Source organism: Paenibacillus sp. FSL H8-0034 (assembly GCF_038000305.1).
In the GTDB taxonomy this organism is placed as follows: domain Bacteria; phylum Bacillota; class Bacilli; order Paenibacillales; family NBRC-103111; genus Paenibacillus_S.
Window position 1 is genome coordinate 6,227,524 of the sequence record NZ_JBBOBS010000001.1, and the last position, 26,638, is coordinate 6,254,161.

21 protein-coding genes are annotated in these 26,638 nt (G+C 47.8%); 10 read left to right on the top strand and 11 right to left on the bottom strand.

Going from position 1 to position 26,638, the window contains the following annotated elements; all coding sequences use genetic code 11:
• Positions 1-264 precede the first annotated feature (264 nt).
• Together NST47_RS28080 and NST47_RS28085 are read left to right on the top strand one after the other, a co-directional pair.
• Complete coding sequence (locus NST47_RS28080) at positions 265-2,283, top strand: phage baseplate protein (RefSeq protein ID WP_341158070.1); 2,019 nt, start codon at positions 265-267, stop codon at positions 2,281-2,283.
• A 245-nt stretch (positions 2,284-2,528) separates the two neighbouring features.
• Positions 2,529-3,614: a phage baseplate protein gene (locus tag NST47_RS28085; protein WP_341158071.1), complete on the top strand. Its 1,086-nt coding sequence runs from the start codon at positions 2,529-2,531 to the stop codon at positions 3,612-3,614.
• A gap of 179 nt (positions 3,615-3,793) precedes the next feature.
• Here NST47_RS28085 and NST47_RS28090 read toward each other — a convergent pair whose 3' ends face one another.
• From NST47_RS28090 to NST47_RS28100, 3 genes are all read right to left on the bottom strand, one after another.
• Complete coding sequence (locus tag NST47_RS28090; protein WP_341158072.1) at positions 3,794-4,522, bottom strand: glycerophosphodiester phosphodiesterase; 729 nt, start codon at positions 4,520-4,522, stop codon at positions 3,794-3,796.
• Positions 4,523-4,554: 32 nt separating this feature from the next.
• On the bottom strand, positions 4,555-5,511 hold the full coding sequence (locus NST47_RS28095) for a sugar-binding transcriptional regulator (protein WP_341159773.1): 957 nt from the start codon (positions 5,509-5,511) through the stop codon (positions 4,555-4,557).
• A gap of 230 nt (positions 5,512-5,741) precedes the next feature.
• Positions 5,742-6,896: a mannitol-1-phosphate 5-dehydrogenase gene (locus NST47_RS28100; RefSeq protein ID WP_341158073.1), complete on the bottom strand. Its 1,155-nt coding sequence runs from the start codon at positions 6,894-6,896 to the stop codon at positions 5,742-5,744.
• Between the two features lie 369 nt (positions 6,897-7,265).
• On the opposite strand from NST47_RS28100, the gene NST47_RS28105 reads away from it, so the two are divergent.
• The gene (locus NST47_RS28105; protein ID WP_341158074.1) at positions 7,266-9,071 is read left to right on the top strand and encodes a sensor histidine kinase; all 1,806 of its coding nucleotides are present in this window, start codon (positions 7,266-7,268) and stop codon (positions 9,069-9,071) included.
• Entirely contained in the window at positions 9,052-9,825 is a 774-nt protein-coding gene (locus NST47_RS28110) for a response regulator transcription factor (protein ID WP_341158075.1), read from the top strand. Before NST47_RS28105 ends, NST47_RS28110 begins: the two co-directional genes overlap by 20 nt.
• A 203-nt stretch (positions 9,826-10,028) precedes the next feature.
• On the opposite strand, the gene NST47_RS28115 is transcribed toward NST47_RS28110, so the two are convergent.
• The 7 genes from NST47_RS28115 to NST47_RS28145 all read right to left on the bottom strand — a co-directional run bounded on the left by NST47_RS28115 (position 10,029) and on the right by NST47_RS28145 (position 19,285).
• Complete coding sequence (locus NST47_RS28115; RefSeq protein ID WP_341158076.1) at positions 10,029-10,814, bottom strand: HpcH/HpaI aldolase family protein; 786 nt, start codon at positions 10,812-10,814, stop codon at positions 10,029-10,031.
• Positions 10,815-10,817: 3 nt separating this feature from the next.
• Positions 10,818-12,212, bottom strand: a complete 1,395-nt coding sequence (locus NST47_RS28120; RefSeq protein WP_341158077.1) for an FAD-dependent oxidoreductase — start codon at positions 12,210-12,212, stop codon at positions 10,818-10,820.
• Positions 12,206-14,461, bottom strand: coding sequence for an FAD-dependent oxidoreductase (locus NST47_RS28125; protein ID WP_341158078.1), 2,256 nt, complete (start codon positions 14,459-14,461; stop codon positions 12,206-12,208). Before NST47_RS28125 ends, NST47_RS28120 begins: the two co-directional genes overlap by 7 nt.
• A gap of 197 nt (positions 14,462-14,658) precedes the next feature.
• Complete coding sequence (locus tag NST47_RS28130) at positions 14,659-15,501, bottom strand: carbohydrate ABC transporter permease (RefSeq protein WP_341158079.1); 843 nt, start codon at positions 15,499-15,501, stop codon at positions 14,659-14,661.
• A gap of 16 nt (positions 15,502-15,517) precedes the next feature.
• Positions 15,518-16,450 carry a carbohydrate ABC transporter permease gene (locus tag NST47_RS28135; protein WP_341158080.1) on the bottom strand — a complete coding sequence of 311 codons (933 nt, stop codon included), beginning with the start codon at positions 16,448-16,450 and terminating at the stop codon, positions 15,518-15,520.
• Between the two features lie 31 nt (positions 16,451-16,481).
• Positions 16,482-17,876 (bottom strand): ABC transporter substrate-binding protein, encoded by a 1,395-nt coding sequence (locus NST47_RS28140; RefSeq protein WP_341158081.1) that lies wholly within the window; start codon positions 17,874-17,876, stop codon positions 16,482-16,484.
• Positions 17,877-18,361: 485 nt separating this feature from the next.
• Positions 18,362-19,285 (bottom strand): N-acetylneuraminate lyase, encoded by a 924-nt coding sequence (locus tag NST47_RS28145; RefSeq protein ID WP_341158082.1) that lies wholly within the window; start codon positions 19,283-19,285, stop codon positions 18,362-18,364.
• A gap of 278 nt (positions 19,286-19,563) precedes the next feature.
• Here NST47_RS28145 and NST47_RS28150 point away from each other — a divergent pair, with 278 nt between their 5' ends.
• From NST47_RS28150 to NST47_RS28160, 3 genes are all read left to right on the top strand, one after another.
• Entirely contained in the window at positions 19,564-20,598 is a 1,035-nt protein-coding gene (locus NST47_RS28150) for a tripartite tricarboxylate transporter substrate binding protein (RefSeq protein WP_341158083.1), read from the top strand.
• Positions 20,599-20,704: 106 nt separating this feature from the next.
• Entirely contained in the window at positions 20,705-21,169 is a 465-nt protein-coding gene (locus tag NST47_RS28155; RefSeq protein ID WP_341158084.1) for a tripartite tricarboxylate transporter TctB family protein, read from the top strand.
• A 9-nt stretch (positions 21,170-21,178) separates the two neighbouring features.
• Positions 21,179-22,666 carry a tripartite tricarboxylate transporter permease gene (locus NST47_RS28160; protein ID WP_341158085.1) on the top strand — a complete coding sequence of 496 codons (1,488 nt, stop codon included), beginning with the start codon at positions 21,179-21,181 and terminating at the stop codon, positions 22,664-22,666.
• Here the strand turns inward: NST47_RS28160 and NST47_RS28165 are convergent.
• A complete protein-coding gene (locus NST47_RS28165) occupies positions 22,663-23,562 on the bottom strand; it encodes a LysR family transcriptional regulator (RefSeq protein ID WP_341158086.1) in 900 nt (299 codons plus the stop codon). The genes NST47_RS28160 and NST47_RS28165 overlap by 4 nt on opposite strands.
• Before the next feature lie 156 nt (positions 23,563-23,718).
• On the opposite strand from NST47_RS28165, the gene NST47_RS28170 reads away from it, so the two are divergent.
• From NST47_RS28170 to NST47_RS28180, 3 genes are read left to right on the top strand one after another with little or no spacing between them, the layout of a single operon-like run.
• Positions 23,719-24,402: a carboxymuconolactone decarboxylase family protein gene (locus NST47_RS28170; protein WP_341158087.1), complete on the top strand. Its 684-nt coding sequence runs from the start codon at positions 23,719-23,721 to the stop codon at positions 24,400-24,402.
• Positions 24,403-24,417: 15 nt separating this feature from the next.
• Positions 24,418-25,785 carry an LLM class flavin-dependent oxidoreductase gene (locus tag NST47_RS28175; protein WP_341158088.1) on the top strand — a complete coding sequence of 456 codons (1,368 nt, stop codon included), beginning with the start codon at positions 24,418-24,420 and terminating at the stop codon, positions 25,783-25,785.
• Positions 25,786-25,790: 5 nt separating this feature from the next.
• Positions 25,791-26,627 (top strand): sulfurtransferase, encoded by an 837-nt coding sequence (locus tag NST47_RS28180; RefSeq protein ID WP_341158089.1) that lies wholly within the window; start codon positions 25,791-25,793, stop codon positions 26,625-26,627.
• The last annotated feature ends 11 nt before the right edge of the window (positions 26,628-26,638 follow it).

A 26,638-nucleotide genomic window follows, 5' to 3' on the forward strand; every position in this document is an offset into this window, starting at 1 on the left:
TACCCTATACTTGTTATTGTGATATCCCATCAACAAATCTTTATTTTGTGAGTTTTCATGTCCGTTTTACAGACTCCATTGTTAATCATTTTACTTCATCTTTGTATGAAGGGCAATGCCACAGCAATTGAAATAAATTAATATTTAGTAAATTTGGACATATGTCCACATGCAAACATTTGATTGGACATCTTTTGGGGTTTGAAGTAGAATGAAAATGCTTACAAGTTAGGAGTTGAAAACCAAATTTGTCAGGAGGCCAAAATGGAACATTCATGTGTACGAACAGAACAATCGATGGTAACCGAGGTGTCAAGGAAGCAGCGTTTTATTGGTAAAAGGCTATTGCAGGTTCTTTCGATTTTTCTTGCAGTAATGATGTTGTCGATTTCTCTATTAACAATCGGAGAAGGTATTGCACAAGCTTCAGTTCCAAATAAGTTCGATTTATCAGACGCCGCAGAGCCCTTGTTTACAAGCAAGGCACTGACGGACAACACGGTACAGCAATCCTTTGCGTTCGATAATACGAATAATTGTATCTATGTCGTGCAGGTTACAGCTGGAGGACAACAATTAGGAACAGAAACCCGAACCTACACGGCTGCTGAGAGAGCCCTTAATGGGGATTTAACGGTTACGAAGCTCAGTACGACCGGAACCGTATTGGGGAAAATGTATTTGATGGGGTTTGGACACGGGCTTTCGATCGGTGCGGAGCCAGTTGGCACGACTACCTATTTGTGGACCGATGTCGATGCTTTCCAGGATGATTCAACCGATGCGAATAGCTACGGCACTCAGTTAGCCAGATTCGCATTTGTGAATAATCAGGTATTGGTCCATACCGATTCATCGATTACTAAATACTCGCCAGTCGCAGGTGCTGATCGGACGACAGTCAATGTAGATATGGCTAACGGCCTGTTGACCGTGCGTTACCGCACAGGCGTTGTGGGAAGCCGCTCGTTCCATTACAGCGTTTATGACCTGGCCAAATTCAAGACGGGTACCTTTACACCGCTCGCTACAGTAGATCAACCGTCGACTTTGGGTTCCTTTAAAGGCTTTGTATCTTATGGCAGCTATCTATATGTACTGGATGGGAATGCCTACAATTCGTCCACCAACCCTACCGGCAACACGTATATAACGACGGTCGATTTTAATTCGGGCGCTCAGGTGGATCGGTCATTGACGAATGCAGGCAGCTCACTTCTATTCAGAGAGCCGCATGGCATGTCGATTCAGACTGCAGGTACAGATGTCCGATTATCCTTTGGTTTTGCATCCTACAAATCGTCTACGGATACAGGCAAGAATTCCAATATCTTTTATAAAGATGCTTTTGTATCAAAAATGTTCGATTTATCCGATCCGGCGGAGCCCCTGCTTACAGGTAAAGCACTGACAGACCCCACGCTGCAGCAAGGCTTTGCAATAGATAATACCAATAATCATATTTATATGGTACAGGTTACAAATGCAGGTCAGCAATTAGGGACGGAAACCCGGACCTACAGCAGCGCAGAGAGGGCGCTCAAAGGAGATTTAACAGTTACGAAGCTGAGCTCAACCGGTACCATACTCGGAAAAATGTATTTGATAGGTTTTGGACACGGGGTTTCCATTGGTGTGGAGCCTGTCGGTACAACCGCCTATTTGTGGACGGAGGTCGATGCTGTTAACGATGGATCAGATGGAAATGGTTATGGCACTCAATTAGCCAGATTCCCTTTTGTCAATAATCAGGTGCTGGTCAATACGGACTCATCCATTACCAAGTACGCCCCGGTAGTGGGAGCGGACCGGACAACCGTCAATATCGATATGACGAACGGTCTGCTGACGATGCGCTATCGAACAGGTGTTGTGGGAAGCCGTGCCTTCCATTATAGTACGTTTAATCTGGCCCAGCTTAAAGGAGGTACCTTTACACCGCTCGCAACCGTGGATCAACCGACAGGATTAGGCACTTTTCAGGGGTTTGCCTCTTATGGAAGCTATCTTTATTTACTGGATGGGACAGCTTATGACGCAACTACGAATCCAACTGGCAACACTTATATTACTACGGTGAACTTAAATACGGGTTTACAAGTGGATCGTCAATTGACAAATGCAGGAAGCTCCTTGCTATTCAGAGAACCGGAGGGCATGTCCATTCAGGTTGTCGGCACAACTGTTCGATTATGCTTCGGATTTGGTTCGTATCGATCGTCGACGGATACAAAAAAGAACGCCAACATCTTTTATAAAGATGCTCTTGTAACAGGAACCTGATTTGCTAAGAAAAGCATCTAAATCACGCTATGTGTTGACGGAAATATCTGTGGCTTATAATTAGCTTTTCTTCAAATTCCAGAATTATTCATAAATGCTAAAAACTTAAGGTTTATCATCAAACAAGAGGAACAGCAAGCGATCCATCGTTGCTTGTTGTTCCATCTTTCAAGCTTTGCAGTCGCATAAAGTGTTGGCAGTCGGAAGTCATATAAGGGAACTAAAAATTGTTAGGTGGCATATTAATGAAATACACACAATCAGAGAAATCGTTGGAACAAATGGTGTTAAAGAAAAATTCTATTACACCCAAAAAAATATTTATAACCATTGTATTGGCACTGGCATTTATCGCGCTAGTAATTGCTCTGCTACAAATTGGAAAGGACAATTCACAAATTCCAATTTCAAAAAAATTCGATTTATCAGACAATGATGAAGTCCTGATCACTGGTAAAGCGCTGACAGATCCTACGCTTCAGCAAGCTTATGCAATTGATAATACGAATAATCATATATATGTGGTACAGATTACAAATGCAGGGCAAAAATTAGGAGGGGAGACCCGAACCTACAACAGCGCTGAGAGATCTATCAAAGGTGATTTAACAGTCACTAAGCTCAGCACAGACGGTACGATATTGGGGAAAATGTATTTAACAGGTTTTGGACACGGGGTTTCCATTGGTGTGGAGCCTGTCGGTACGACAGCCTATTTATGGACAGAAGTGGATGCTGTTGCAGATAGGCACGAACCGAATAATGGTTTCGGAACAAAGTTAGCAAGATTCCCGTTTGTGGATAATCAAGTATTGGTCAACACTGATCCGTCAATCACAAAATATGCGCCAGTGGCAGGTGCCGACCGGACAACCGTCAATCTAGATATGGCCAACGGCTTGCTGACAATGCGTTACAGACTCAATGAAACCTTATTCCACTTTAGTGTGTTTAACCTGAGCGATGTGAAAGCAGGCAATTTCAAGCCTCTTGCTACGGTAGACCAACCGGCGGGTTTAGGTGTCTTTCAAGGATTTACATCCTATGGCAGTTACCTATATTTACTGGACGGTACCGCATCCAATGCAAACACGAATCCTAACGGTAACACCTATATTACGACAGTCAACTTAAATACAGGTTTACAAGTGGATCGAGCAATGATAAATGCAGGCAACTCACTGCTATTCAGAGAACCGGAAGGTATGGCTATCCAAAGTACAGGTTCATCCGTTCGATTAACCTTTGGTTTTGGTGCGTATAGATCGTCTACAGATACAAGAAAACACGCCAATATCTATTATAAAGACGCGCTTATATCAGGAAAATAAATGAATAATGAATAAATCAATAAATACATCTATATTCTTAGCTAATATTAAATAAAAACGGAACAACAAGCATCAAACGCTTGTTGTTCCGTTTTTATTTAATATGAACATAATAAGAAACCTTTATCGAGGCCATTCAAGGATGAGCGACCGTGGTTTAAATGTAGGAAGAAATAGTGCTATACGCCTACATGCAGCTCGGGATGGTTGCGATAAAATTCGGCCCAACGCTCCAGTTCATTTGTCGTGATCAGATCCGTTGGGTATTTGGCAGCGATAAGCTCCATATCCGCTAACGTATCTACGGGCCAAGGCCCGGAAATGATGCCCCGTTCCTGCATCATTTGTGAATATTGCGGTGTCATGAAGCGAAGCTGTACACCCAAAAAGTCACAGTCGATTTCTTCCATAAACGGAAACACGTAAGGCATACTGCCACTAGCGATAATGCCCAATCTAATATCTTTATCCAGCTGTCTTGTCTTGGCAATTGAAAAATGGTCGAAACCAATGATTCTGCATTGGTCCAATGTGTCCGTTTTGCGTATAATCTCCAGTGTCTTTTCTTCCACTCCGGAATAAAATTCGCCACATTGCTTCACTTCTACCAATATCGATATTTTACCCTTAAGCAGGTTCAATGCTTCTTCCAGGGTCGGGATCGTTTCTACTTCCTTAATGCGGAAATACTTAAGCTCATCCAAGGTATAATCACGGATAAAGCCTTTACCATCCGACATCCGCTCAATCGAATAATCATGCATAAGGACCGGAATACCGTCTTTACTCAAATGAACATCAAGCTCCAGATGCGTAAAAGACAAATCAACTGCAGCTTGAAAGGAGGATAGTGTATTTTCCGGATACTTGACCGGATAGCCCCGGTGAGCAACACCTTTAATTTTCACAGTAATATCTCCTTAAACATCAATTTATTGGATTATTTGAGCTCAAGTACCTGCAATGCCGTTTCTTCCGTTGTAATCAGCACATTCAGCAGCTTTCCTTGCAAAGCACCACTTATAGCTCGCACCTTGTGTGCGCCTTGCGCCACGCAAATACGCAGCTCGATATTCATCAAATCTTCCGTTGAGGTGCCTACGACCCTTTCGCTGATGCGTGGAAGGGAGAACTTGCCCTGCTTGTCATAACAATGAAACAGAATCTCTCCTACAGAGGCTCCACTTAACTCCTCATAGGTTAAGCCGGATACCAGATTTAACGACAATAACGTGGAATCCTCACCAGCATGGCCTATACTGAACACAATCGTTTCCATTTTGCGGATTTCCAACATGATCTCCTGTATGCTCGGATCCTGCATAAAGCTTTCCTTGCTTTCAGCGCTGCCGGCAATCGCAGGTGCTGGAAACAAATGAGCTTTGCCCCGAAGCGCTTGAGCCCACATCTGAATGATCGAGGAGGCAGGAATCTGATCTTCCTTGGCGCCAAAACCGCCTATCAGCTGATAAACCTTCAGTCCCGGACGCGAATCGCACAGATGCAGCTGGGTGCCGATTGCGTTCAGCGTCTTCCCCCACCCAAGCCCAATGGCCCCGTGTGAGGGCAGCACGGAATCCAAATATTGAGTCGCCATTGCCTCAAAAGGGTTCGCACTTTGATCACCCCGAAACACTACGCAGTCCTTCAAGCCATACAGCTTGGTAAGTTTGCGTTCCAAGGGCTCATGCCGACAGCTGTCCAGGTCGGAACGTATTTGGATTTGTACGATTCCTCTTTCCCTTGCCTCATTTAAAAATCTGGAAACCGAAGATCTTCCAATATTAAGCTGCACAGAGATCTCCTGCTGGCTCATGCCAAGGACGTAGTACATTCGCGCTACCCTCTCCAGAAAGCTCTCTTTAGACAAATGCTCATTTTTACTATTTCCGCTCATATGCTTCAAATCGGCTCAATCCTTCAACAAAACATCCAACTATAAGATAATTGTTGTCCGATTGTACCGCCTCCCAGTCCCAGAATGCCTTTCGAATATCCATGATCTCCAAATCAACCTAATCATACGTCCATGTTTGCACAAATGCTCAAATATACGATCATTTTATCATGTCAGCACAACGATTACAATATTGTGTTAACCACATAGAAGGTATATGATTTCGCATTTTATATCGGCTGTGTCAATGTTTCATAGTGATGTATAATCAGGTCGTGAACAGGATGTCCAATCGGTATTCCGGTAAAATGAGCAGCAGCCTGATGAATCCCCACAGCCTTGATTTTCGCTTGAATTTCTACAGATTCCTCGTCCAAACTGTAATCAAACAGCAGTGCCGTCGCTATTACCCTTGATAAATGATAAGGCTCTATTCCCAAATGAAAGGCTTGAAGCGCAGGACGCACCAATCGGTCATTCGGGGAAAGCTTACGGATCGGTGAGCGACCCACACGGACAACCCCATCAGATAAATAAGCATTGCCAAAACGGCTCATAATTTTTTGGATATATTGTGTATGCTCTTGCAGATTCAGACCATGCTTCTTAACAAGCAAGGAGCCCGTTTCCTCCAGTACCTGCCTGACCTGAATAGAGATAGCCGGATCAGCCATCGTTTCATGGATCGTTGCATAACCGTTCAGATAACCCAAATAAGCGGCACAGCAATGTCCGGTATTGACGGTAAAAAGCTTGCGCTCGATGTAGCTCTCCAACTGATCAACATAACCCGCCCCCTGTATCTGGGCAGCTCCCGGCGGCATGCCTTTACGATCGATCAGCCATTCATAAAAGGGTTCGACGGTTACCTCCAACGGATCATCATGACTTTGAATGGGCACGATCCGATCCACAGCCGTATTAGTAAAAAATACAGCTTCATCCGCCTTGCTGCATGCTTCCCGGCTTAACCGTTCGTACACCTGCTTCTTCAACAAGGAGCTTGCACGAATAGCATTCTCACAGGCTATGACCTGAAGTGGACCGGACGCGCTGTTCTTCATCCTCTGTTCTATGCCTCGCGCAATGACATCGGCAATCGATCCAAGCAAATTCACCCCTACTGCTGTAGTTATCAGATCGGCGCTGGCGATTTGCTGGATAACCTGTGCAACCTCATTACCGTTAATCGCTGATACTCCATTGACCTCCACGCTATCGTGAGACTCGGTTGCCAATGAAACCGTATAGCTCCCTCTTTGACGAAGCAGTGATACTACCTTTTCATTCACATCCACAAAACAAATCGTATAACCTGAACGGGAAAGCAGCAGTCCGATAAACCCTCTGCCAATATTGCCTGCACCAAAATGTACGGCTCTCATGATCACACTCCTCTTGAAACATGTAACCCCGGAGAGCTTGTTACTTCCCAGTTTTTTTGACGAATGAAATGAATCCCAAAGTTCAATTGCGATGTATGGGTGTACAACCACTTCCCAACACGATTCATATTTTGAGCAAATGTCCAAAATATAGCATTTGACCAAGTTGAAATCATTGTATCACACACAAACGAATTGCCGCAATACCGAAATGGAAGCTGCTGGAGACCGTTGTATAGTGAAAATACAAAAAAGCAACGCTGGAAACTATCACAACACTGCGTAAAAAGAGGTATAATTAAAGGAGAATTGCGACGGCATATACAGCTGAAACGGCTGACAATCAAGTGATTCAGATTGGGGTGAGCTATGAACATATCGAATCGTTGGAAGGATAAATTAATCTGGAAAATTGCATTAAGCTATTTGACGCTTACCGCAGTCCCCTTCATCATTTCATATGCACTGACTTCGACATACTGGTGGAATTCGTCCATGGAATCGTCCATCAAACATTCAGAGAAAATTTTGCAGTATTCCAAGGAGCTTGTTGATGTACATCTGAAGCAAATGGAAAATTTGACCCTGTCGCTTTATTATGAGCCGGAGCTGGCCTCCCTGCTCGGAAGTCCCGATTTAACAACGAACACCCAGATCCGCAGTGTTGTTACACCTTTATTTGAGAAGCTGTTCCACAATATGTCGCACTCGCGGCCTGACGTATTTAACTATTATTATTACGATCTGAAGGGCAATCTGATTTACGTATACCTCAACGGGGTGTGGATTGATTATATGCCCCAAACCAATTACAATCCGGTTCATGAAGCCTGGTTCAAGGAAACGCTGGCCACTAGCGGCAAAATCAATATCATACGAACGACACTGCCCATTCAAAAGGCGACTGATCCGCTGTTCTCCATGTCACGATTGATCAAGCTGTCCACCGATCCGATAGGTGTCGTTTTGATGGATTTTAACTTTAATGTCATGAAGGATGTCATCGGCAAGTCCTCTTTTGACAATAACAGCGTCTTTGTGATCAGTGATTTACAGGGAAATATGATTTACAATTCGGACCTTCAGACAGCGCAAAATAAAACCTTGCCCACAGATATCCTGCAAGCGGTTAACAGTCAATCTACCGGTTCTGTGAAATTAAAGCTGGAGAATAAAGACTATCTGATCGTTTACGAGACACTGGATCGTTTTTCCTTAAAATTAATTCATATGATTCCGATTTCCTACCTGATCTCTGAAAATATGAATTACATGCTGATCATAAATTTATCGATTTTCATCTTGATGCTGCTGCTGATTATCCTCTCGATTTATTACTTCAATCGCAAAATGGTCCCTTTGGAGCAGCTGAACCAAGTCATGGATCGCAGCGTGAAGGAACCCTTTGATACGAGAACAACAGTTACGACCACTGATGAAATTGGCCGTCTGGGCCTCAGCTTCAATAAGATGATGAGCCGACTGCAGGAGCTTTTTGAAAAAGATTACAAAAATAAAATTGATATGGTGGAAAGCGAGAAAAAAATGCTGGAGGCGCAAATTAATCCGCATTTTCTGTACAACACCTTGGATACGATCCGGTTCACGGCCTTACAGCAAGGCAATAAGGAAGTAGGCAAAATGCTGTATGCTTTATCAACCAATCTGCGCTATACCATATCCAATACGAGCAACCAGGTCACGATTAAAGAAGAGGTTCAATGGCTGGAACGATACATCTATTTGCAGCAGCTGCGTTTCAAGGATCGTTTTGAAGTGTTTTTCCAAATCGATGTAACCATTTATCACTTGAGTATTTACCGCCTGATTCTGCAGCCGTTTATCGAAAATGCGATTATTCATGGTTTTCAGGATACCGAAACCGGTGGAATTCTCCACATTAATGGATATTTGGAAAACAAAAGGCTGCTGTATTTTGAAATCGTCGACAATGGCAGAGGGTTTGCCGAAAAGCTGGATCAGCTTATAACCATCCACAATGTTCAGGAAATCAATCAGCATAAGATCGGGATGTATAATGCGCTCTCCCGTTTATTTCTTTATTATGGGGATCAATGTACGGTTTGTTTAAGCAGCACCCCAGGGAAGCGAACCGCGATACAAATCAGAATTGAGCTTGATGAGGAGGCCGCACATGAGAATCGTACTGATTGATGATGAGGATGTAATCCGTAAAGGGATGATTTATTTGCTGGAGCAGCTGGATATGGATATTACGGTAGTAGCTGAGGCGAGGAACGGGCAGGATGGTCTCAACAAAATCGAGCTGCTGCAGCCGGATTATGCCTTTATCGATATTCGAATGCCTGTTATGGACGGCCTTCAGCTGGTACAGGAGCTTCATGAGAGGAAAATATCACCCAAAACCAAATCCGTGATCATTACCGCACATTCAGAATTTGAATTTGCCCAAAAAGCGGTAAGATACGGAGTCAGCGATTTCCTGTTGAAGCCGTTGGACGAAGAGGTGCTGCTGGATTTGTTTCTAAGATTAGGTGCGCTGAAGCAAGCCGAGCCGGTCATAACCGCTACCATTGGAGTCGATTTGATTAGACAGATTATAAGCAGGAAACAGGTTACCAACCCTGTTATTATCGAAATGATGCTGTATATCGGTAAAAATTATATGAAAAGCCTGAAGCTGAGCGATTTGGCCGACGCCTTTCATGTCACTCCCAGCTACATCAGCAGCCTGTTCAAAAAAACTCTGGACGAAAACTTCGTCAATTTCCTGAATGATATTCGAATTGAGCTGTCCAAACGGCTGCTGGAGCAGGGGCAGTATAAAATCAACGAAATTGCATTTATGGTCGGCTACAATAACATTACTTATTTTGACAGGGTGTTTAAAACGAGAACGTCCATGACGCCTAATGAGTATATGAGTAGTTGGATGCGGGAGAGGTGAGGTGAAACAGTTCCGCTGTGCGGCCGTAGTGTTCCTACGATTGCTGTTGTTCAATCGTGAACAAAGGCACCGCTTCGCTATCTACAGAACACTACCGGATAAACACCCTTATGCTGGACACTACACCTCTCTGTTGAAGGGTAGAAAGAAAAAACGTTCGATCCCCTCCAAATTACAGGGATCGAACGTTTTTTTAGGGACGGCTAAACCCCTTCCAACCGACTACTCGACGACAGACCTTTTCTTAGCTCACCATACACATTTTCCAAAGCGATCCGGATCGTCCTTGTCGTACCGGTTAATAAGAACCGAACACCCAAGCCGGTCCATAGACGCACATCCTCCGTGGAAAATGCCGTTGTGCCTACAGGCACTTTGCCGCCAACCTGTTCAAGCACCTGTCGGATGGCTTCCCGCACCTCAGGCGCGTTGCGGTCCTTCACACCGAATGATTCCGCAAGGTCGTCCCGGCCAATGAAGATCATATCCACGCCCGGGATATCGGCGATTTCTCCCGCATGTCTGATAGCTTCCACTGTTTCAAGTGTCAGCATAAGCAGCATATCGCGGTTCGCTGCTTCGACATGCGCTTCCCTGCTCAAAGAGCCGTAGCCCGAAGCGCGTGTTGCCATCGAAAATCCGCGATTGCCGATCGGCTCGTATTTAACTTCCTTTACCAGTGCCCTTGCCTGCTCAGGGTCGTTAACCATAGGGATATGGATGCCTCCTGCCCCAGCATCCATCGCCGGAAGAATAAACCCCCGGTCATGGTTGGGAACACGAACGATTGGCGATATCCCTGCAGCATTGGCCGCCAGTATCAGATTGGGCATATTATACGAAGCAAAGCCATGCTCGCCGTCAAGCATTACATAATCAAAGCCAGCCATGCCGCACATCTCCACCAGCCAAGGTGAGTCAAGCTGGAGAGCTGCGCCAAAGACGATTTCGTTATTGTTTAATTTTTGTCTGATCCGATTGGGAAGCATCTATCATCCTTCTCTCTGAAACTTTCTTCTTCCAATACCCTGCCCCAGCTCGGCACCCTGTGCGACCAGTCTGCACTGCAGCTCGACAATGTCGAGCTCGCGAACTGCTTTGTTCTGCTCCACGCACATCGCAGCCGCCAGACCAGCCGCTTCCGCCTGTCCCATCTGAATCGGGATGACGCGGGTTGAGGCCATCGCCTCATGCGTCGCCGAAATCGGTCTGCCAGCTACGATCATGCCCTCAAGTCCCTTGGGCAGCAGGCAGGAGAACGGAATTTCGTACGTTTCCACCTGAGTCGAGTCGATTGTCTTCGACGCGCCGGGAATATGAATATCCATATGATAGCCACCAAGACATACGACGTCGTCGAACATTTTTCCGCTGACCAGATCCTCACCTGTCAGTAAATAATCGCCGACAATGTGGCGGCTTTCACGAATACCGATCTGATGGGCGGTATCCAGCAGCTCGACATGCTCAAAGCCCGGTGCGTAATTTTTCAGAAAATCAAAAATCTCCTTCATTTGCAGCAGCCCTGCAACCTCGCCGTTGGAATAGCTGCGGTTGTTATTAGGATTCACATTTTCCACACGGCTGGATACTACGATCATCTGACCGAATTTGGGAATACATACCCCTACCAGGTTGGCTCTCGGGTATTCCACACCTTCCTCGATGGCGCGTTCAATGTATTTCTGGAAGCCGCCCAGCACAAAAACCTCCGCGTCATCCATCTGCTCAAGCAAATTCGCTACAACCTCATCGCTCATGTCCCACGGACGGATCTGGGTCGGATTTTCTTTGAAAAACTGAACGAGCGGTTTGAACTCGATATTTCTGACACGGAATACGAGCGAGGACACCTGTGTTTTATTATCCACTGGACGTCCGTACACATAATCTGCGCCACCGCGTACGGCTGCGTCACCATCACCGCTGCAATCGATCACAACCTTGGCCGACAGCAGCTGCTGGCCTTCCTTATTCTGAATGATGATCCCCTTCACCACGCCGTCCTCGACAACCGTGTCAGTCAGCATACTGTGCAGGAAGAAATCCACACCGTCATCCTTCAGCATTTTGGTAACCAGATATTTGAACCAATGTGGATCAACGCCGAGCACATCGCTCGTAATCGGGTCCATATAAAATTCTGTGGCAGCCCCCATTTCCTGCAGCTTGCGTGCGATTTCATAGGCAATTCCCTTAACAATCAGCTCGCCCTTGTTGTTATGATAACCGAGCAGCGGTAAACCCGGGATCACATTTCCGCCGACAAATCCGTTGTATTCGACAATCGCCGTTCGTGCGCCCGCTCTGGCGCTTGCCATCGCTGCCACAATGCCTGTCGCCCCTCCGCCAACTACCACTACGTCGTACCCGTATTGTTTTAACATTGCGTTAGCTCCTGTCTTTGGCTGCCTGTAACGCTGGCATGCATATGAATGTTGTATAACAGCTCGCAAAACTCTTCTCTTGTCGTATAAAATAAAGCTTTTGCCCCCAGGTCCTGCTTCCAGCTCGCCGGAAGGTGCTCATGCTCTATAAGCTGCTGCCATTCCACGGTATCAGAACCAGTGTGCAGGAATTCATTGCGGAACCTGACCTCGTCATGGCTGTGGCTGCTGCCAGTATGGCGAATGGAATGATCTCCGACAGTACGGCTTGGGTTATTCCCAGATTTCAGGCTTTCCAGGTATGCATTGGCTCTGACTGCCCAGTTAAAAGCATCCTGTCTGGAAAGCGCCGCTCCCGGATAAAAACCGTCCGATTGCTGCCACGTCCCGATAATTCCCGCTGCACCCAGCTGTTGAACCCAAACAAAATCAGGATGGGAGGCGCCGATATCCGAAAAACGAGGTGCTTCATCAACGCGGGCCTGCTGCCAATCGACACCCTCCAGCTCCATAAAGGCACTCAGCCAGCGAACCGCCTCCGACCGTGTAACCGGATCATAAGGACGCGCATAATAGGTCGTGAAAAAGCCTTTGGTGGCAAAATACTGTATACCGTTGTCACGGCTGATAGCCGGGCCGTCCTCGTGATTAGGGTCCAGCTTTGTCCGCTCTCCCGGTCTGTTCAAAATCCACCATATCGGATCAGGCTCTGCCGTATCGTGAAAGAAGGAAATAACCTGCCCCTGCTCCAGCAAAAGCTTTTGCAGCTGTTTCACGGATACGTCCGCTGGCTGGCTGCCGTGCAGGAGTGCGAGATGGGCTGCCGTCCCCGCGGATTGTCCAAGCGCCATCCAGGGCGGCTCCATCCGCAGGACGCTGAAACCGAGATGTGTCGCTGAAAGCGCTCCGGGTACAAGCAGACTGCCAATCTCTTCAGGCACGATCACACCGTATGGAATTTGTGCGGGTTTGGAAATCGGCCGCAAATACACATGGCCTTCCATCTGCGGCCAGCCTGGCTGCGGCCTTTGCACAATATGGGAATCGACATGATAGTCCCCGACGGCGACGGAATCTTCGTGAACAGGAGTCCGCTCGCTGCCTGGTGCCAAAAAGGCATCCAGTGAAGTAAAGGTTTTCTTCCCGTAAATTCTTCTCGCTTCGCGCACATAGAACTCATAAGGAACATGGCCGTTGTCGGCGAATTCATCGCTGCAAAATCCCCATGTCAATACTTCCTCACGCAGCGCCTGCGAAATATCGGGATCATTTTGCAGGAACCAGAGCAGTCCCGTCATATAGGAGCGGTACCGCTTGATAATTGCTTGACGCCCTTCCTCGTCAGCTTCGGGATACTGTGTGTTTTCAACGGGCAGATCAAGACTGACTGCAATCGGACGGTTATTGCCGTTGAATTTGCCATTCGGAATCGGCGCGAGCCGGATAACGTCATTCAGGCCCTTCAACTTCCCTTCCCGGTACAATGCGATTAAAGGCACATACTCGTCACGGTTATAGGATTCCGGCTTCTGCGGGAGCACACGAATATCGTCCCGGTTCGTCAGACATAAACGGTAATTATAAGCCTGGATCAGCTTATCACCTTCCCCCGTGCTGCCTTCCAGCACCTGCAATCCAGGGTTTTTCAGAAAAATAAACCCGGCATACGGCTCATAATGCTCTTCTCTGCCCTCGCGTCCCACACGATAGCGCGCTCCGGCTGCCGCTGCCATGTCGCCTTCGTAGCTGCCGTCGATGAATATGCCGGCATGATAGATCGTGCTCGCTCCCGTGGCCCGATCCAAGACCTCAATGCTTTTAAGCTCGCCCGCTTCCTTGTTGACTCCGGCCAATCTCATGTTGCGCACAATCGTGATCGCAGACTGCTCGGCAAGCATTTGCTCAAAAATCATTTCCGCCACGTGCGGCTCGAACCAGATCCCGTCGTTGCTGTCCTTCACCTGCTGCGAATCCTTGCCATAGTGTTCTGTGTAATAGGCAAGCACCCGGCCCGACAGCTCCTTAAAAATACCGCCGAACGCATGTGGAAACCGCAAATCGGTAATACTCAGCCCGCTCGCCATCATGCCTCCGATGTGCGAGCCATTGGCGATTAATGCCACCTTCCTGCCGTATCTGGCCGCCGCCAATGCCGCTGATATCCCGCATGGGGTCGAGCCGTATACTACGATGTCATATGCGTTCTGCTCTTTGTTTGGGTCTTGCAGTTGCTCTTTGCTTGTCGTCATGTATATTCTCCTTAATTTTATCTCTTCTTCTCTTCTGTCGTTCTTTGTCTTGGGTGTTGCCTTTGGCTCCATCAGTAGCCAAAGGCCCTTGACAGGGCCCGCCTATACTCCGAGGAGTCTGTCCGACGGAGTGCACTTCATTTCCCGAAATAACCTGCACAATGAATCTAATCAGGGCTGCTCTGATTTAAGCACTCCTAGCCCTTAACAGCTCCAACCGTAATCCCCCGAGTAAAAAACTTCTGAAAAGCAACAAAAACAATAATCATCGGCAGTGCCGACAGCGTAGCCCCGGCCAGCAGCTGACCGTATTGAATCATATTTTCCTGCTGCAGCCCGGCCACGCCAAGCGGCAGTGTTTTCATTTTGTCCGAGCTCACAATGATCAGCTGCCATACATAATCGTTCCACGACTTGACGAATTCGAAAATCGCCAGCGCCGCAATAGCCGGAGCGGACAGCGGAATCACGATCCGCCAAAATGTTGAAAATTCATTGCAGCCGTCGAGCTTGGCGGACTCCATCAGCTCGCCCGGTATCGCTACCATAAACTGACGGATTAGAAATATCCCAAAAGGCACGGCAAGCTCGGGAATAATTAATCCCGTATACGTATCGAACCAGCCAAAGTCCTTGATCATGCGGAATAAAGGAACCAACAATACATATTTGGGCAGCATCATCATGGAAATCATAAAATAAAAAATCGCATCACGGCCGCGAAATTGAAGCTTGGCAAAAGCATAACCAGCCATACAGCTGAGCGTGCACACGAGCAGCATCGTACAAACCGATACATACAGACTGTTCCAGAACCACTGGACCGTTTTTGTTTTCCGAAACAGCTCCACATAATTGTTGAAGGAAAAGTCATGCGGAAACAGCTGCGGAGGCATTTCGAACCATGCCTGCTCGTTTTTGAAGGAGCCGGTAATTCCCCAGTAGAAAGGAAATAGCCATACAATAGCGCACAGGATCAAAAAGGCATGTCCGGCAATGCTCAGGGACAAATCACCTGCACTGGTTTTTTTTGTATTCACAATAACTCACATCCCTTTAATACTCGATCTTGGCTGTCGTAAACCGGAACTGAAAGTAGGAAATGATGCCAATGACGACGAACAGCACGGTGCCCATAGCCGAAGCATAGCCAAAGTCAGTATAAACAAAAGCATTCTGATACAGCTCATAAATAATCGTCGTCGTTGTGCCGTAAGGCCCGCCTTTGGTCAGCAGGTTGATCACCGCAAAGGTCTGGAAGGCATGAATCGTCGTAACCACAAGAATATACAGCGTCGTCGGCTTCACGAGCGGCCAGGTAATACTGACAAACTTGCGAAATCTGCCTGCCCCATCAAGCGAAGCTGCTTCATAATAATCGTTCGATATGCCGCCCAGCGCAGCTGAATACAAAATGATCGGCTGGCCGACGCTCCAGGAAATAATGACGAATACGAGACTGAAAAATGCGGTATTCGGATCGGCAAGCCAGGTGACTGGCGCTATGTTCAATAACGACAGAAAATAATTGAGAATCCCGATAACCGGCTCGAATGCGGCTCCCCAGACCAGCGATACGGAAACGACCGAGGCCACAACCGGGATATAAAATACACCCCGATAAAATGCAGCCGTTTTTTCGCTTTTATGCTGGATGAGTACGGCGATCAGGATCGAAAAGGCCACACAAATCGGGACAATGTAAATGACATACTTGAAGGTGTTGCCAAAAGCAGTAAGAAACGTCTCATCATAAAACAGCTTTCTAAAGTTATCCAATCCGATAAATCGGCTTTGTTTCATATTTAATTGATAAAAGCTGATCCGCACCGCTTCTACGGCCGGATAGGCCAGGAATACCAGAAAACAAATTAATGAAGGAGCGATAAACAGATAACCGGGTATATCCCGTTTGAGATTTTTCCACCAGGTCGCATTCACTTGCAGCACCTCTTGCTGTTTGGAAGCAGAGCCCATGTAAGCAGGCACAGACTCTGCTCTGTATATTTTTTGAAGTCTACTACTTTTTCAGCTTTTCCCGTTCTTCGGCAACCGCTTTATTGCCTTCGGCTTCAAATTCCTTCAGAGCCTGCTCTGGCGTCAGTACGTTGCTGAACATCGCCTGCAGCTTTTTGGAAAATATCGCTCTTTGCTTGTTAAAACCCGGAGCAGCCAATCCGCCGTCAACCGCATACTTGGATACTTTGGACGAAAATTTCGTATTCTCATCCGTGCTGTCCTTGAACAGATCGGCCTGCGATTTGCGTGACGAGAGCGATTCCGATGCTTTGACCGCTGCCGCATTTTCCTTGCTTCCAAGAAACTTTGCGAACTCGATAGCCCACTTTTGCTTATCGGCATCTTCATTTTTGAATACGCCGTAGCCATAGGTCGTCATAAAAGAGGTCGGTGTTTCACCTTTTGCATATGGAGGTGTCGTTACGTACATGTCGAATTTGTTAATCTCACCCTGCGCCATTGCATTGACCGCACGGGCATACTGAATGGTTGCGCCCTGGATTGTCGCTACCTTTTGCTGGTTGAACAGCGTCAAGGCATCCGCCTGTTTGATCCCCGCTGCGCCTGGATTTGTAATCTTGTCGTCGACCAGCTGCTTGAGGAACTTCATGCCCGCAATTCCTTTATCGCTGTTCAAGGTGATTTTGTTGTAGGTCGGATCAAAGGTTCTTGCGCCAAAGCCCCAAAGCCAGTTCAACAGGAACGCATCACCGGAGGTCGTGTCTCCGAACATACCCACGCCATATACATTTTTCAACTTGGAAGTAAGCGTACGAATGGCCGTATCATATTCGTCTATCGTCCAGGTGCGATCTTCGTTCTTCGGAAGCAGATCCTCAATGCCTGCCTGCTTGAACAAGGTGCGGTTAACCATCAGGATTTGCGGGGATATGCTCCACGGCAGGTAATAGTATTTGCCGTCGCCAATCGTTGTCTGAGCCCACACATTCTCATAGTAGTCTGCGATATAGTCCTTATCCAGGTGGTCGCCGATCGGCACCATCAAGCCCTTTTGCGCGTACTCGAACAACCGGATATCCGAATCTCCCAGCACATCGGGCATCGAGTTGGACTGAATGGCGATAGCTACCTTTTCCGGGCCGCCCTTGGCATTCAAGAACTCCGTCTCAATCTTCACATTAGGGTGAGCCTGCATAAATCTTTTGGCAGCGTCCGCTTCCCAATCGCCCAATGTACCGTTCGTTTCCTTGCCGGTAATTCCGTTCCATTTGGGATAGGACCAGAATTTGACCGTCACGGCTTTTTCTTTTTTATCCGCTGTCGGACTTGACGCACCAGTCGTTGTGCCGGTACTGGCTGCACATGCAGTTAAACTGAATGCCGTTACTAAAGCCACACTTGCCGTCAACCACTTCTTGACCCCGTTTGTCATCATCGTGTGTTTCCTCCGTTTACGTATAATCGCTGCTTACCTATCTAAATTAACATGAGCCTGTTGTTTATAAAATCATACAATCTTATAGTTCTTATACTATTTTATCGTATTCGCATTGAAAAGAGAGGTATTGCTGCCCTCTTCTCCCCCTCTGAAGTATCGATTCTTTTCTAATGTAAAAGGATCTTCTTTTGTTGGTGTTTGTTGACAACAAAAAAATAGGGCTGCATCAGCCCTATTTTAGGAATGTATTACCTTATCGGAAGCCCGCTCCGGTCAGGATTAGCTTTCTTCAGCTTAGCAGCTGATCATCCAATTAACGCCCTATTTATCTTCTGCTTGCCCGTACATGCCACCCCGGAATACCGGCTCGAGCGGATAGATCACCGTGCCGCCTGCCGCGAGGTTATCGAACGCTTCCCGGCCTTCGGCTCCAGATTCAAACTTCAGATTCAGGCTGATACCGTTCCCCTGACTTAGGTTTATCAGGAATGGTTGTTCACTTTACTGTGACGGCTCAATATTTCATTGCTCTGCAGAAAGCGATGGATTTGCTCGTTTTCCTCCGATGTAAATTGTCTTAATGGCTGTCTGGCTGTAGGCGTGCTGATAATCCCCTGCTTGTATAATACATATTTTTCATATGGTATCACGTCATAATTCACCAGATGCGAAATAACAACGTTGGCTTTACTTTGCAGGGAGCGTACTTCCTCCCATTGTCCACCCTGTATGGACGTATACATGTCCGTATACAGACTGGGCATCATGTTCATCGTACTGCCCACAGCACCATCCGCTGCGATTAAGGCACCCCCTGCGAAAACCTCGTCATGACCGTTCCAGATCAGGAAATCGTCCCCACACCTGGAACGAATCTGTTCCATTTCGAACAGGTTCAGCGAGGTGAACTTCACTCCGATACATTGCGGATGCTTCGCCATCTCTTCATAAAATCCGAGTGAAAGCTGGACACCTGTGGCACCGGGGAAATGGTAAATAATCATTGGCAGCTTGGTGGCAGCCATAATCGTTTCATAATGCTTCTGAATTTCTCTGGCTCCTACTTTATAGTAAAAAGGCACAACCGCAGAGACCGCTTCTGCTCCCGCCGCTTCCGCATGCTGGGCAAGCTCAACGGACTCCATCGTACTCATACTGCCGATGTGTGCAACAACACGCGCCTTGCCGCCAGTCGCCTGAATGACCGTTTCCAATACCTGCTTGCGCTCTTCCCGCGTCATCAGGAAGCCTTCTCCCGTACTGCCTCCAACATAAAACCCATGAATGCCATGCTCGATTTGATGCTGCACCAATTTTACCAATGAGGGATGGTCAACACCTCCGTCCTCATGCATAGGGGTAACCAACGCTGTGAAAATCCCGTGAAACCGTTTGCTGTTCGCCATTTATTATTGCTCCTCTCGTTATCTTAGGTATTATCGTACAGGATGTGGGATCTCCCAGGTGTTCATATTTTCTAATAAACCTCTCATATTTTTAAGAATTCGATTTTTTCGATAGTATGTATTCATTTTTTCATCTTTACTTATTCGTTCACGACCAATATAATCTGAGTAATCCGAGTAATATACAGTGAATTTATTTTCGGGATGCAGCAGAACTACTCAGTCTCGTTGCATTCGATTAATAAATGATGATGTCCGGAAAAAGGGAGGAAAAGAAATTGAAAAGAACATTTAATCTTGTATCTGTAAGTTTATCCATTGTATTGATGACGGTATTGAGTGCCTGCGGAACCAGCACCGTGTCCACAAGCCCTTCCCCAAGCAGCGCGACCCCTGCGACGAGCGCTGGTGCCCAGCCTGCCGCAGGAAGCGATTATCCGACAAAATCGATTCAGATTCTGGTACCCTTCTCCGCAGGTGGAGCTACGGACTTATCCGTTCGCGCACTTGCTCCGAAGCTTGAGAAGGTGCTTGGCCAAAAGGTTGAGGTAATTGACAAGCCGGGCGGGGCTGGCGCGCTCTCGATGAATGAAGTTATCAAAGCCAAACCGGACGGATACACCGTCGGCTTTACCTCTGTCGGACCAGGAATCATTACGCCTCTGACTACGGAAGTTGGCTATACAGCCAAAGATTTCGATGCTGTTGGCGGTTATATGGACAACCCTTATGCATTGGCTGTATCCGCAGACAGCAAATATGCCAAGCTTCAGGATCTCGTTGACGATATCAAGGCTAATCCGAATAAGGTCAGAATCGGCACCACCGGCCCCTCCTCCCCATCATTCATTGGTCTCCAGCAATTCGCCAATACCCAGGGATTGAAGTTCCAATTAATACCTTTTAACGGGGGAGTTGATGCTGTCAACGCCTTGCTCGGCAACAACCTGGAAGCCATTGTAAATGTAGATTCAGAGGTTCTGTCTTATATCAATGACAAGAAATTCAAGGCGCTCGCCATTGTAACCAAAAAACGCTCGGCGATATTGCCTGATGTGCAAACCTCCGACGAGCAGAATTTGAAAGGCCTTACGTTCGCACCGCCTCCAGGAGGCTTGATCGTTCCTAAGGGAACACCAGCTGCTGTCGTTTCCAAGCTGGAAAACGCATTGAAGCAGGCTACACAGGATGCTGACGTCAAAAAAAGCTTTGATAACATTTTTATCGAACCTATTTTCTCCTCAGCAGTAGAATTCCGCAAGGCCTATGACGATACGAATGCGTTCTACGGACAAACTCTGAAGAAACAGTAAGCCTACTGCGAAAAGACAAGAAAGAAAACAAGAGCAATGGGGAGGACAAGAAGTCTGTCAAGCTTCCTGCCCTCTCCCCGATTGCCTTTCAGAAAGGGTGCTTTTGTTGAAAGCTCATCGTTACTACTCCGCTGCCATTAAAGTGGTTCCATTCATTCTGGGACTCTTTTTTTTCATTTATTCCAGCCGCATGTCATTCGGGACATGGAACAATCCGGGCCCAGGGCTGTGGCCAACGTGTTTGAGCGTGCTCATTATGATCGTATCGGTCATGCTGTTTTTTACGGACAAGAGTGGGGAAAGCCATGAGGATGAGTCATTCACCAAGGATTCCCGCTATTCCCTGTATGGTGTACTGAGCCTCGCACTATTTATTGTGCTATTTGAACAAATCGGGCTTTCACTGCCCTCCGTCGCCTTGTTTCTGTTCTGGACACGCTTCCTCGGTATGGAACGGTGGATCACTTCCATCCTGGTGTCATTGGGATTAACCGCTACAATCTATATGTTATTTGCATGGGGACTGCATATTCCTTTTCCTGAGGATCAACTGTTCCTGTTATTTAAGTAGGGGGTCAACATGAGTACTATAGACGCAATGCTGTCCGGCTTTCAACTTGCTTTATCGGGACACAATTTAATTTACTGCCTCATTGGTGTATTGCTTGGCAATATCATCGGAGTGCTGCCCGGACTCGGTCCTACGGCGACCATTTCGCTGCTGCTGCCCTTTGCTTTTACACTGCCACCGGAAAGCTCGATCATTATGATGGCTGGTATTTATTACGGCGCTATGTATGGCGGCTCGATTACTTCCACGCTGCTTGATCTCCCTGGTGAGGCGGCATCGGTAGTCACGACTTTCGATGGCTACCAGATGACCAAGCAGGGTAGAGCTGGAATTGCGCTTGGCATTGCAGCCATTGGTTCATTCATCGCAGGCACATTTGCCGTCATTGGATTAAGCTTTCTTGCACCAGGTCTCGCAAACTTTGCAGTACGTTTCGGAGCGCCTGAATACACGGTACTGACTTCGCTCGGTATCCTATTGGTCGCTTATTTGGGAACCAAATCGTTTGTGAAAAGCGTCATCTGCGCGGCACTTGGCTTATTGATCGCAACGATAGGTCAGGACCCGATTACCGGATCGATCCGGCTAAATTTTGGCACCAATCATTTATTGGGCGGGATCGATTTTGCCGCTATGGCAATGGGCGTATTCGGCGTCGGTGAAATTCTCCACAATCTCGAAAAGCTGTCAAAAGGAACAATAGTTACGACAAAGGTAGGCAGAATTTGGCCGACGCTAAAAGATTTTTCGCAGGCCAAATGGGCTATCGTACGGGGAACGGTGATCGGCTTCATGATTGGGCTGCTGCCCGGAGGCGGCTCGATTATTGCAACTGTGGCGTCCTATGGCACTGAGAAGCGGCTATCCAAAACACCGGAGAGATTCGGTAAAGGAGCGATTGAAGGGGTTGCCGGTCCGGAGTCTGCCAATAATGCCGCAGCGGGGGCTGCTTTTATTCCGCTGTTGACGCTTGGTATTCCATCGGATGCCGTAATGGCACTGATCTTCGGAACGCTGCTGCTCAACGGCATTACACCGGGCCCTCAGCTGATCGCCCAGCATTCGGATTTGTTCTGGGGAGTCGTAGCCTCGATGTACATCGGCAATGCGATGCTGTTAATTCTGAACCTTCCATTTGTCGGATTGTTCATTCAGCTATTGCGGGTACGAAGCAGCATACTGATGGCATTTGCGGTCGTTCTGACGATGATCGGCGTATACAGCTTGAGCAACGACAGCTTTAATATGTGGGTTGTGCTGTTTTTTGGAGTGCTGGGCTACATCATGAGAAAAGCAGGCTTTGATCCGGCTCCCATGGTGCTTGCCTTTGTGCTCGGCAAAATATTGGAAAGCTCCTTCCGGCAGTCCATGCTAATGTCCAATGGCGATTTTGCGATCTTCATCACACGACCGCTCTCCGGAGGGCTGCTCTCTATCGCCTTTTGTTTATTGCTGTATACATGCATTCAAATGATATGGAAAAAACGCAAGACTTAAATCTCAGCACGATCGAGCAGCTTAAGCTCCTGTCGGATAAAGGATGCAAGCTTACGGGCAGCCGCGCTGAGCAGCTTGGTATCCTTTTTAATCAGCAGTCCGGTTATAAGTCCCGCGTCCAGATTTTCCAGCTTTCTCACAACCGTTCCCTCCAAAGGCGGAGTCACGGTGATCTTCGGTACGGCCGCAATGCCATACTGCACCTGAACATAATATTTTAAGGAAGCCATATTGCCGATTTCGATTTTCCGATAGGGCGTTCCCCCATTCTCGTGCAGCGATATTTCCAGCTTACGGCGAAACGGGCAGGTAGAATTTGTCAATAAAACCTGCTCGTTCTGCAGGTCTCCCAGTGTGATATGTTTTTTCTTCACCAGGGGATGCGACTGCGGCAGCAGCAGCACAATCTCTTCATTGAACAGAGGCTCAAAGGTTGTCCCAAGGCCGCTTTCCGGTGTTGCGCATACGGCAAAATCGACGGTTCCATCGCTGACCATCTGGTTGAACATATGGCTGTTATGAATTTTGATGTTAATTTCGACATTTGGATATATGCTTGTAAATTTCTTGAGCAGACCTGGAATCCGGTAGCTCGCAGTTGGCTCCATAATTCCGATGCTGACCGTGCCCTTCTCGCCATCGTTCAAATCGGTCATCGTTTGCTGAAGGTCATGATAGTTGCGTATGAGCTGATCGGCTTTTTCGATAAATACTTCTCCGGCATGCGTCAGGCGAATTTTCTTTCCCCTTTCCAGCAGCTTCACACCCAGATCGCTTTCGAGGTTCTGTATTTGCTTGGTGACCGTGGATTGTGCATATTTCAGCTCTTCTGCCGCTTTTTGAAAGCTGCCTGTTTTGACAATAATCTGGAAGGTAGCGATATTTCGAATGTCCATGATGGGATGTCCTTTCTAAGGTTAATTCGAAAAAAGGAAATGAACGCATTCCGTATTTCAATTATACAAAATCATCTAACGATGCTATTATAGCACTAATGTATTACTAAACACACTATTTTACTCGGATATAAATTTATAATAAGGGAGATTATCATGTCGATATCCAACGAAAGCTTATATCTTAGATCTAATTATGCCAAATATGCAGCGAAATTCGTTCCGTTTGCACCAGAAACGTTCAAGGCATTCTCCGAATTCAACAAGCTTGCCCTGCAGGACGGCGCACTGTCAGGCAAGTTCAAGGAGCTGATCGCGATTGCCGTGGCGCATGCAACAGGCTGCCCTTATTGCATCGATATTCACGTGACAACCGGACACAAGCTTCAACTGACAAAAGAGGAAATTTTCGAAGCGATTGCGGTCAGCGCTCTTGTTAAAGGTTACTCCGCTTTTTATCATGGCGCTAATGCGCTGAATGCGCTGCGGGACGACCGCGACGACGAGCTGTACAGCAGATCGAACCTTACTGGTATTGAGCAGTTTGAATCTATTAACGAGCAGCTGTATACATCTGTGCTGGAATTTCGCCGAAATGTCCTGGCAGGTCAAGTCGTCAGCAGCCTTGAAAAAGCGCTGATCGCAGTCGCGATTGCTCATATAACAGGCTGTGCCTACAGCATTGAGGATTTTACCGTGCTTGCGAAGCAGGAAGGCGCAGCAATTGAAGAAATCGCCGAAACCATTCTGGTTGCTACTGCACTGAAGGCGGGCTCGGCGCTGGCTCATCGGGTCAATGCGTACAGTGCATTTATACGGGAAGATGAAAATAATTCATAAGGCGGGCGAGACGATATGTCCAACAAACAAATGAAACTCGGCGCAGCGCTCCTCGCAACAGGAGAGCAAATGGCGTCCTGGTTATACCCGGGAACACCGGCTGATGGGGCTATTAATCTGGAGCATTACAAGCAGATGGTTCAGAAGTCGGAAGCGGGCAAGCTCGATTTTGCCTTTATCGCCGATGGCTTGTTTATCAATGAAGTCACGATGCCCCAATATTTGAACCGGTTTGAGCCTGTAACCGCAATCTCCGTGCTTTCCGCACACAGCTCGCATATCGGTCTTGTCGGTACGGTCTCCGCTACCTACAGTGAGCCGTTCACGGTAGCACGCCAATTCGCCTCACTTGATCTGCTGAGCGGCGGCCGCGCCGGCTGGAATCTCGTTACCTCCGCCCTCGACGGGGCTGCACTTAACTACAGCCGCAATCAGCATCCATCCCATGCAGACCGCTATGAGCTGGCAGATGAGCATTTGAGCGTGGTCAAGGGATTATGGGATTCCTGGGAGGACGATGCTTTCAGCCGCGACAAGGAAAGCGGTGTATTTTTCGATCCAGAGAAGATGCACCGGCTTGATCATAAGGGCAAACACTTTTCGGTTCAGGGGCCTGTCAATATTGGCAGATCTCCCCAGGGCTATCCGGTCATTTTTCAGGCGGGCTCCTCGGAGGCGGGTAAAGAGCTTGCCGCCAAAGGAGCGGACGCCGTATTCACAGGAATCGGAGGCGTTACTACGGTTGCCGAATCCAAACGCTTCTATGATGATGTCAAGGCCCGTCTCGCCAAATATGGCAGGACTCCTGATGAGCTGCTCATACTGCCCGGTATCGCGCCGGTCGTGGGTGCAACTGAAGAGGAAGCACAGGCCAAATATGAGCGTATTGCCGGCTTGATCAGCATTGAGACAGCCTTGCGTTATATGGGTCGCTGGTTTAACCATCACGATTTTACCCAGTATCCGCTGGATGAGCCCTTTCCTGAACTGGGCGATACCGGCAGTGAGAACTATAAAAGTGTAACTGATCGTATTAAAAGAATAGCCAAGGAAGGCAATCTCACGCTTCGTCAGGTGGCGATAGGCAATGCAACACCCAGAGGTCCGCTGGTCGGAACCCCTGTACAGATCGCCGATGAGCTGGAACGTTTCTTCCGCGCCGAGGCTGTGGACGGATTTATTCTACTCGGACATGTACTGCCTGAAGGGATCAACGACTTTGTCGATCATGTCGTTCCGATTCTGCAGGCGCGTGGCCTGTTCCGCACGGAGTACGAGCATACCACGCTACGAGGTCATCTCGGCCTGGAAGTGCCTGTTAACCGATACGAGAAGCATAGACAGAGCGCAGCCGAGGTTAGCCAAACAACCGGGAGGAAGTGAACAGCTTGAAGCATATTGTATCTATAGCATGGTTGCTGAGTCATCTGGAGGACACCAACCTCGTCGTCGCCGATTGCCGGTTCCAGCTGGGTCAACCGGATGCGGGACGTCAGGCGTTTGAGGAAGCCCATATTCCGAATGCTGTATATTTGGATTTGGAGCAGGATCTGTCTGCTCCTGTTGGGGAGCATCGAGGACGGCATCCTGTGCCGGATATCGATACGCTGGCCACGAAGCTTGGGCTGGCAGGGATTCATGCCGACTCCACTGTCGTCGCTTATGATGACCAAGGCGGAGCGATGGCTTCCCGTTTATGGTGGCTGCTGCATTATTTGGGTCATGACAAGGTGTATGTGCTGGACGAAGGCTTTTCTATCTGGAAAAAGGCAGGACATCCTGTTAGCTCCTTGCTGAAAGCAGCGGTCCCAACCGTGTTCACTGCCCATATTCGGACCGATATTGTTGCCGATGTGACAGAGGTTCAAGCCAAGCTTGGTCAGCCTGGAACCCTGCTTCTCGATTCCCGGGAAGCTCCCCGCTACCTGGGAGAAGTGGAGCCTATTGATAAAGCAGCGGGTCATATTCCGGGCGCGATCAACAAGTTCTGGAAGGATGTCCTGGACGAGCAGGGCCGATTCAAGGACGAATCTGCAATAGCCGAGAACTATGCACACCTTCCGCAAGACAAGGAAATCATCGTGTACTGCGGCTCCGGTGTAACCGCTACGCCGAATATTCTGGGGCTTAGCGAGGCCGGCTTCAAGAATGTCAAGCTTTATGCCGGAAGCTGGAGCGACTGGATCAGCTACACGGACAATCCGATCGCGACAGGAGAAGAGTAGGCCGCGTCCAA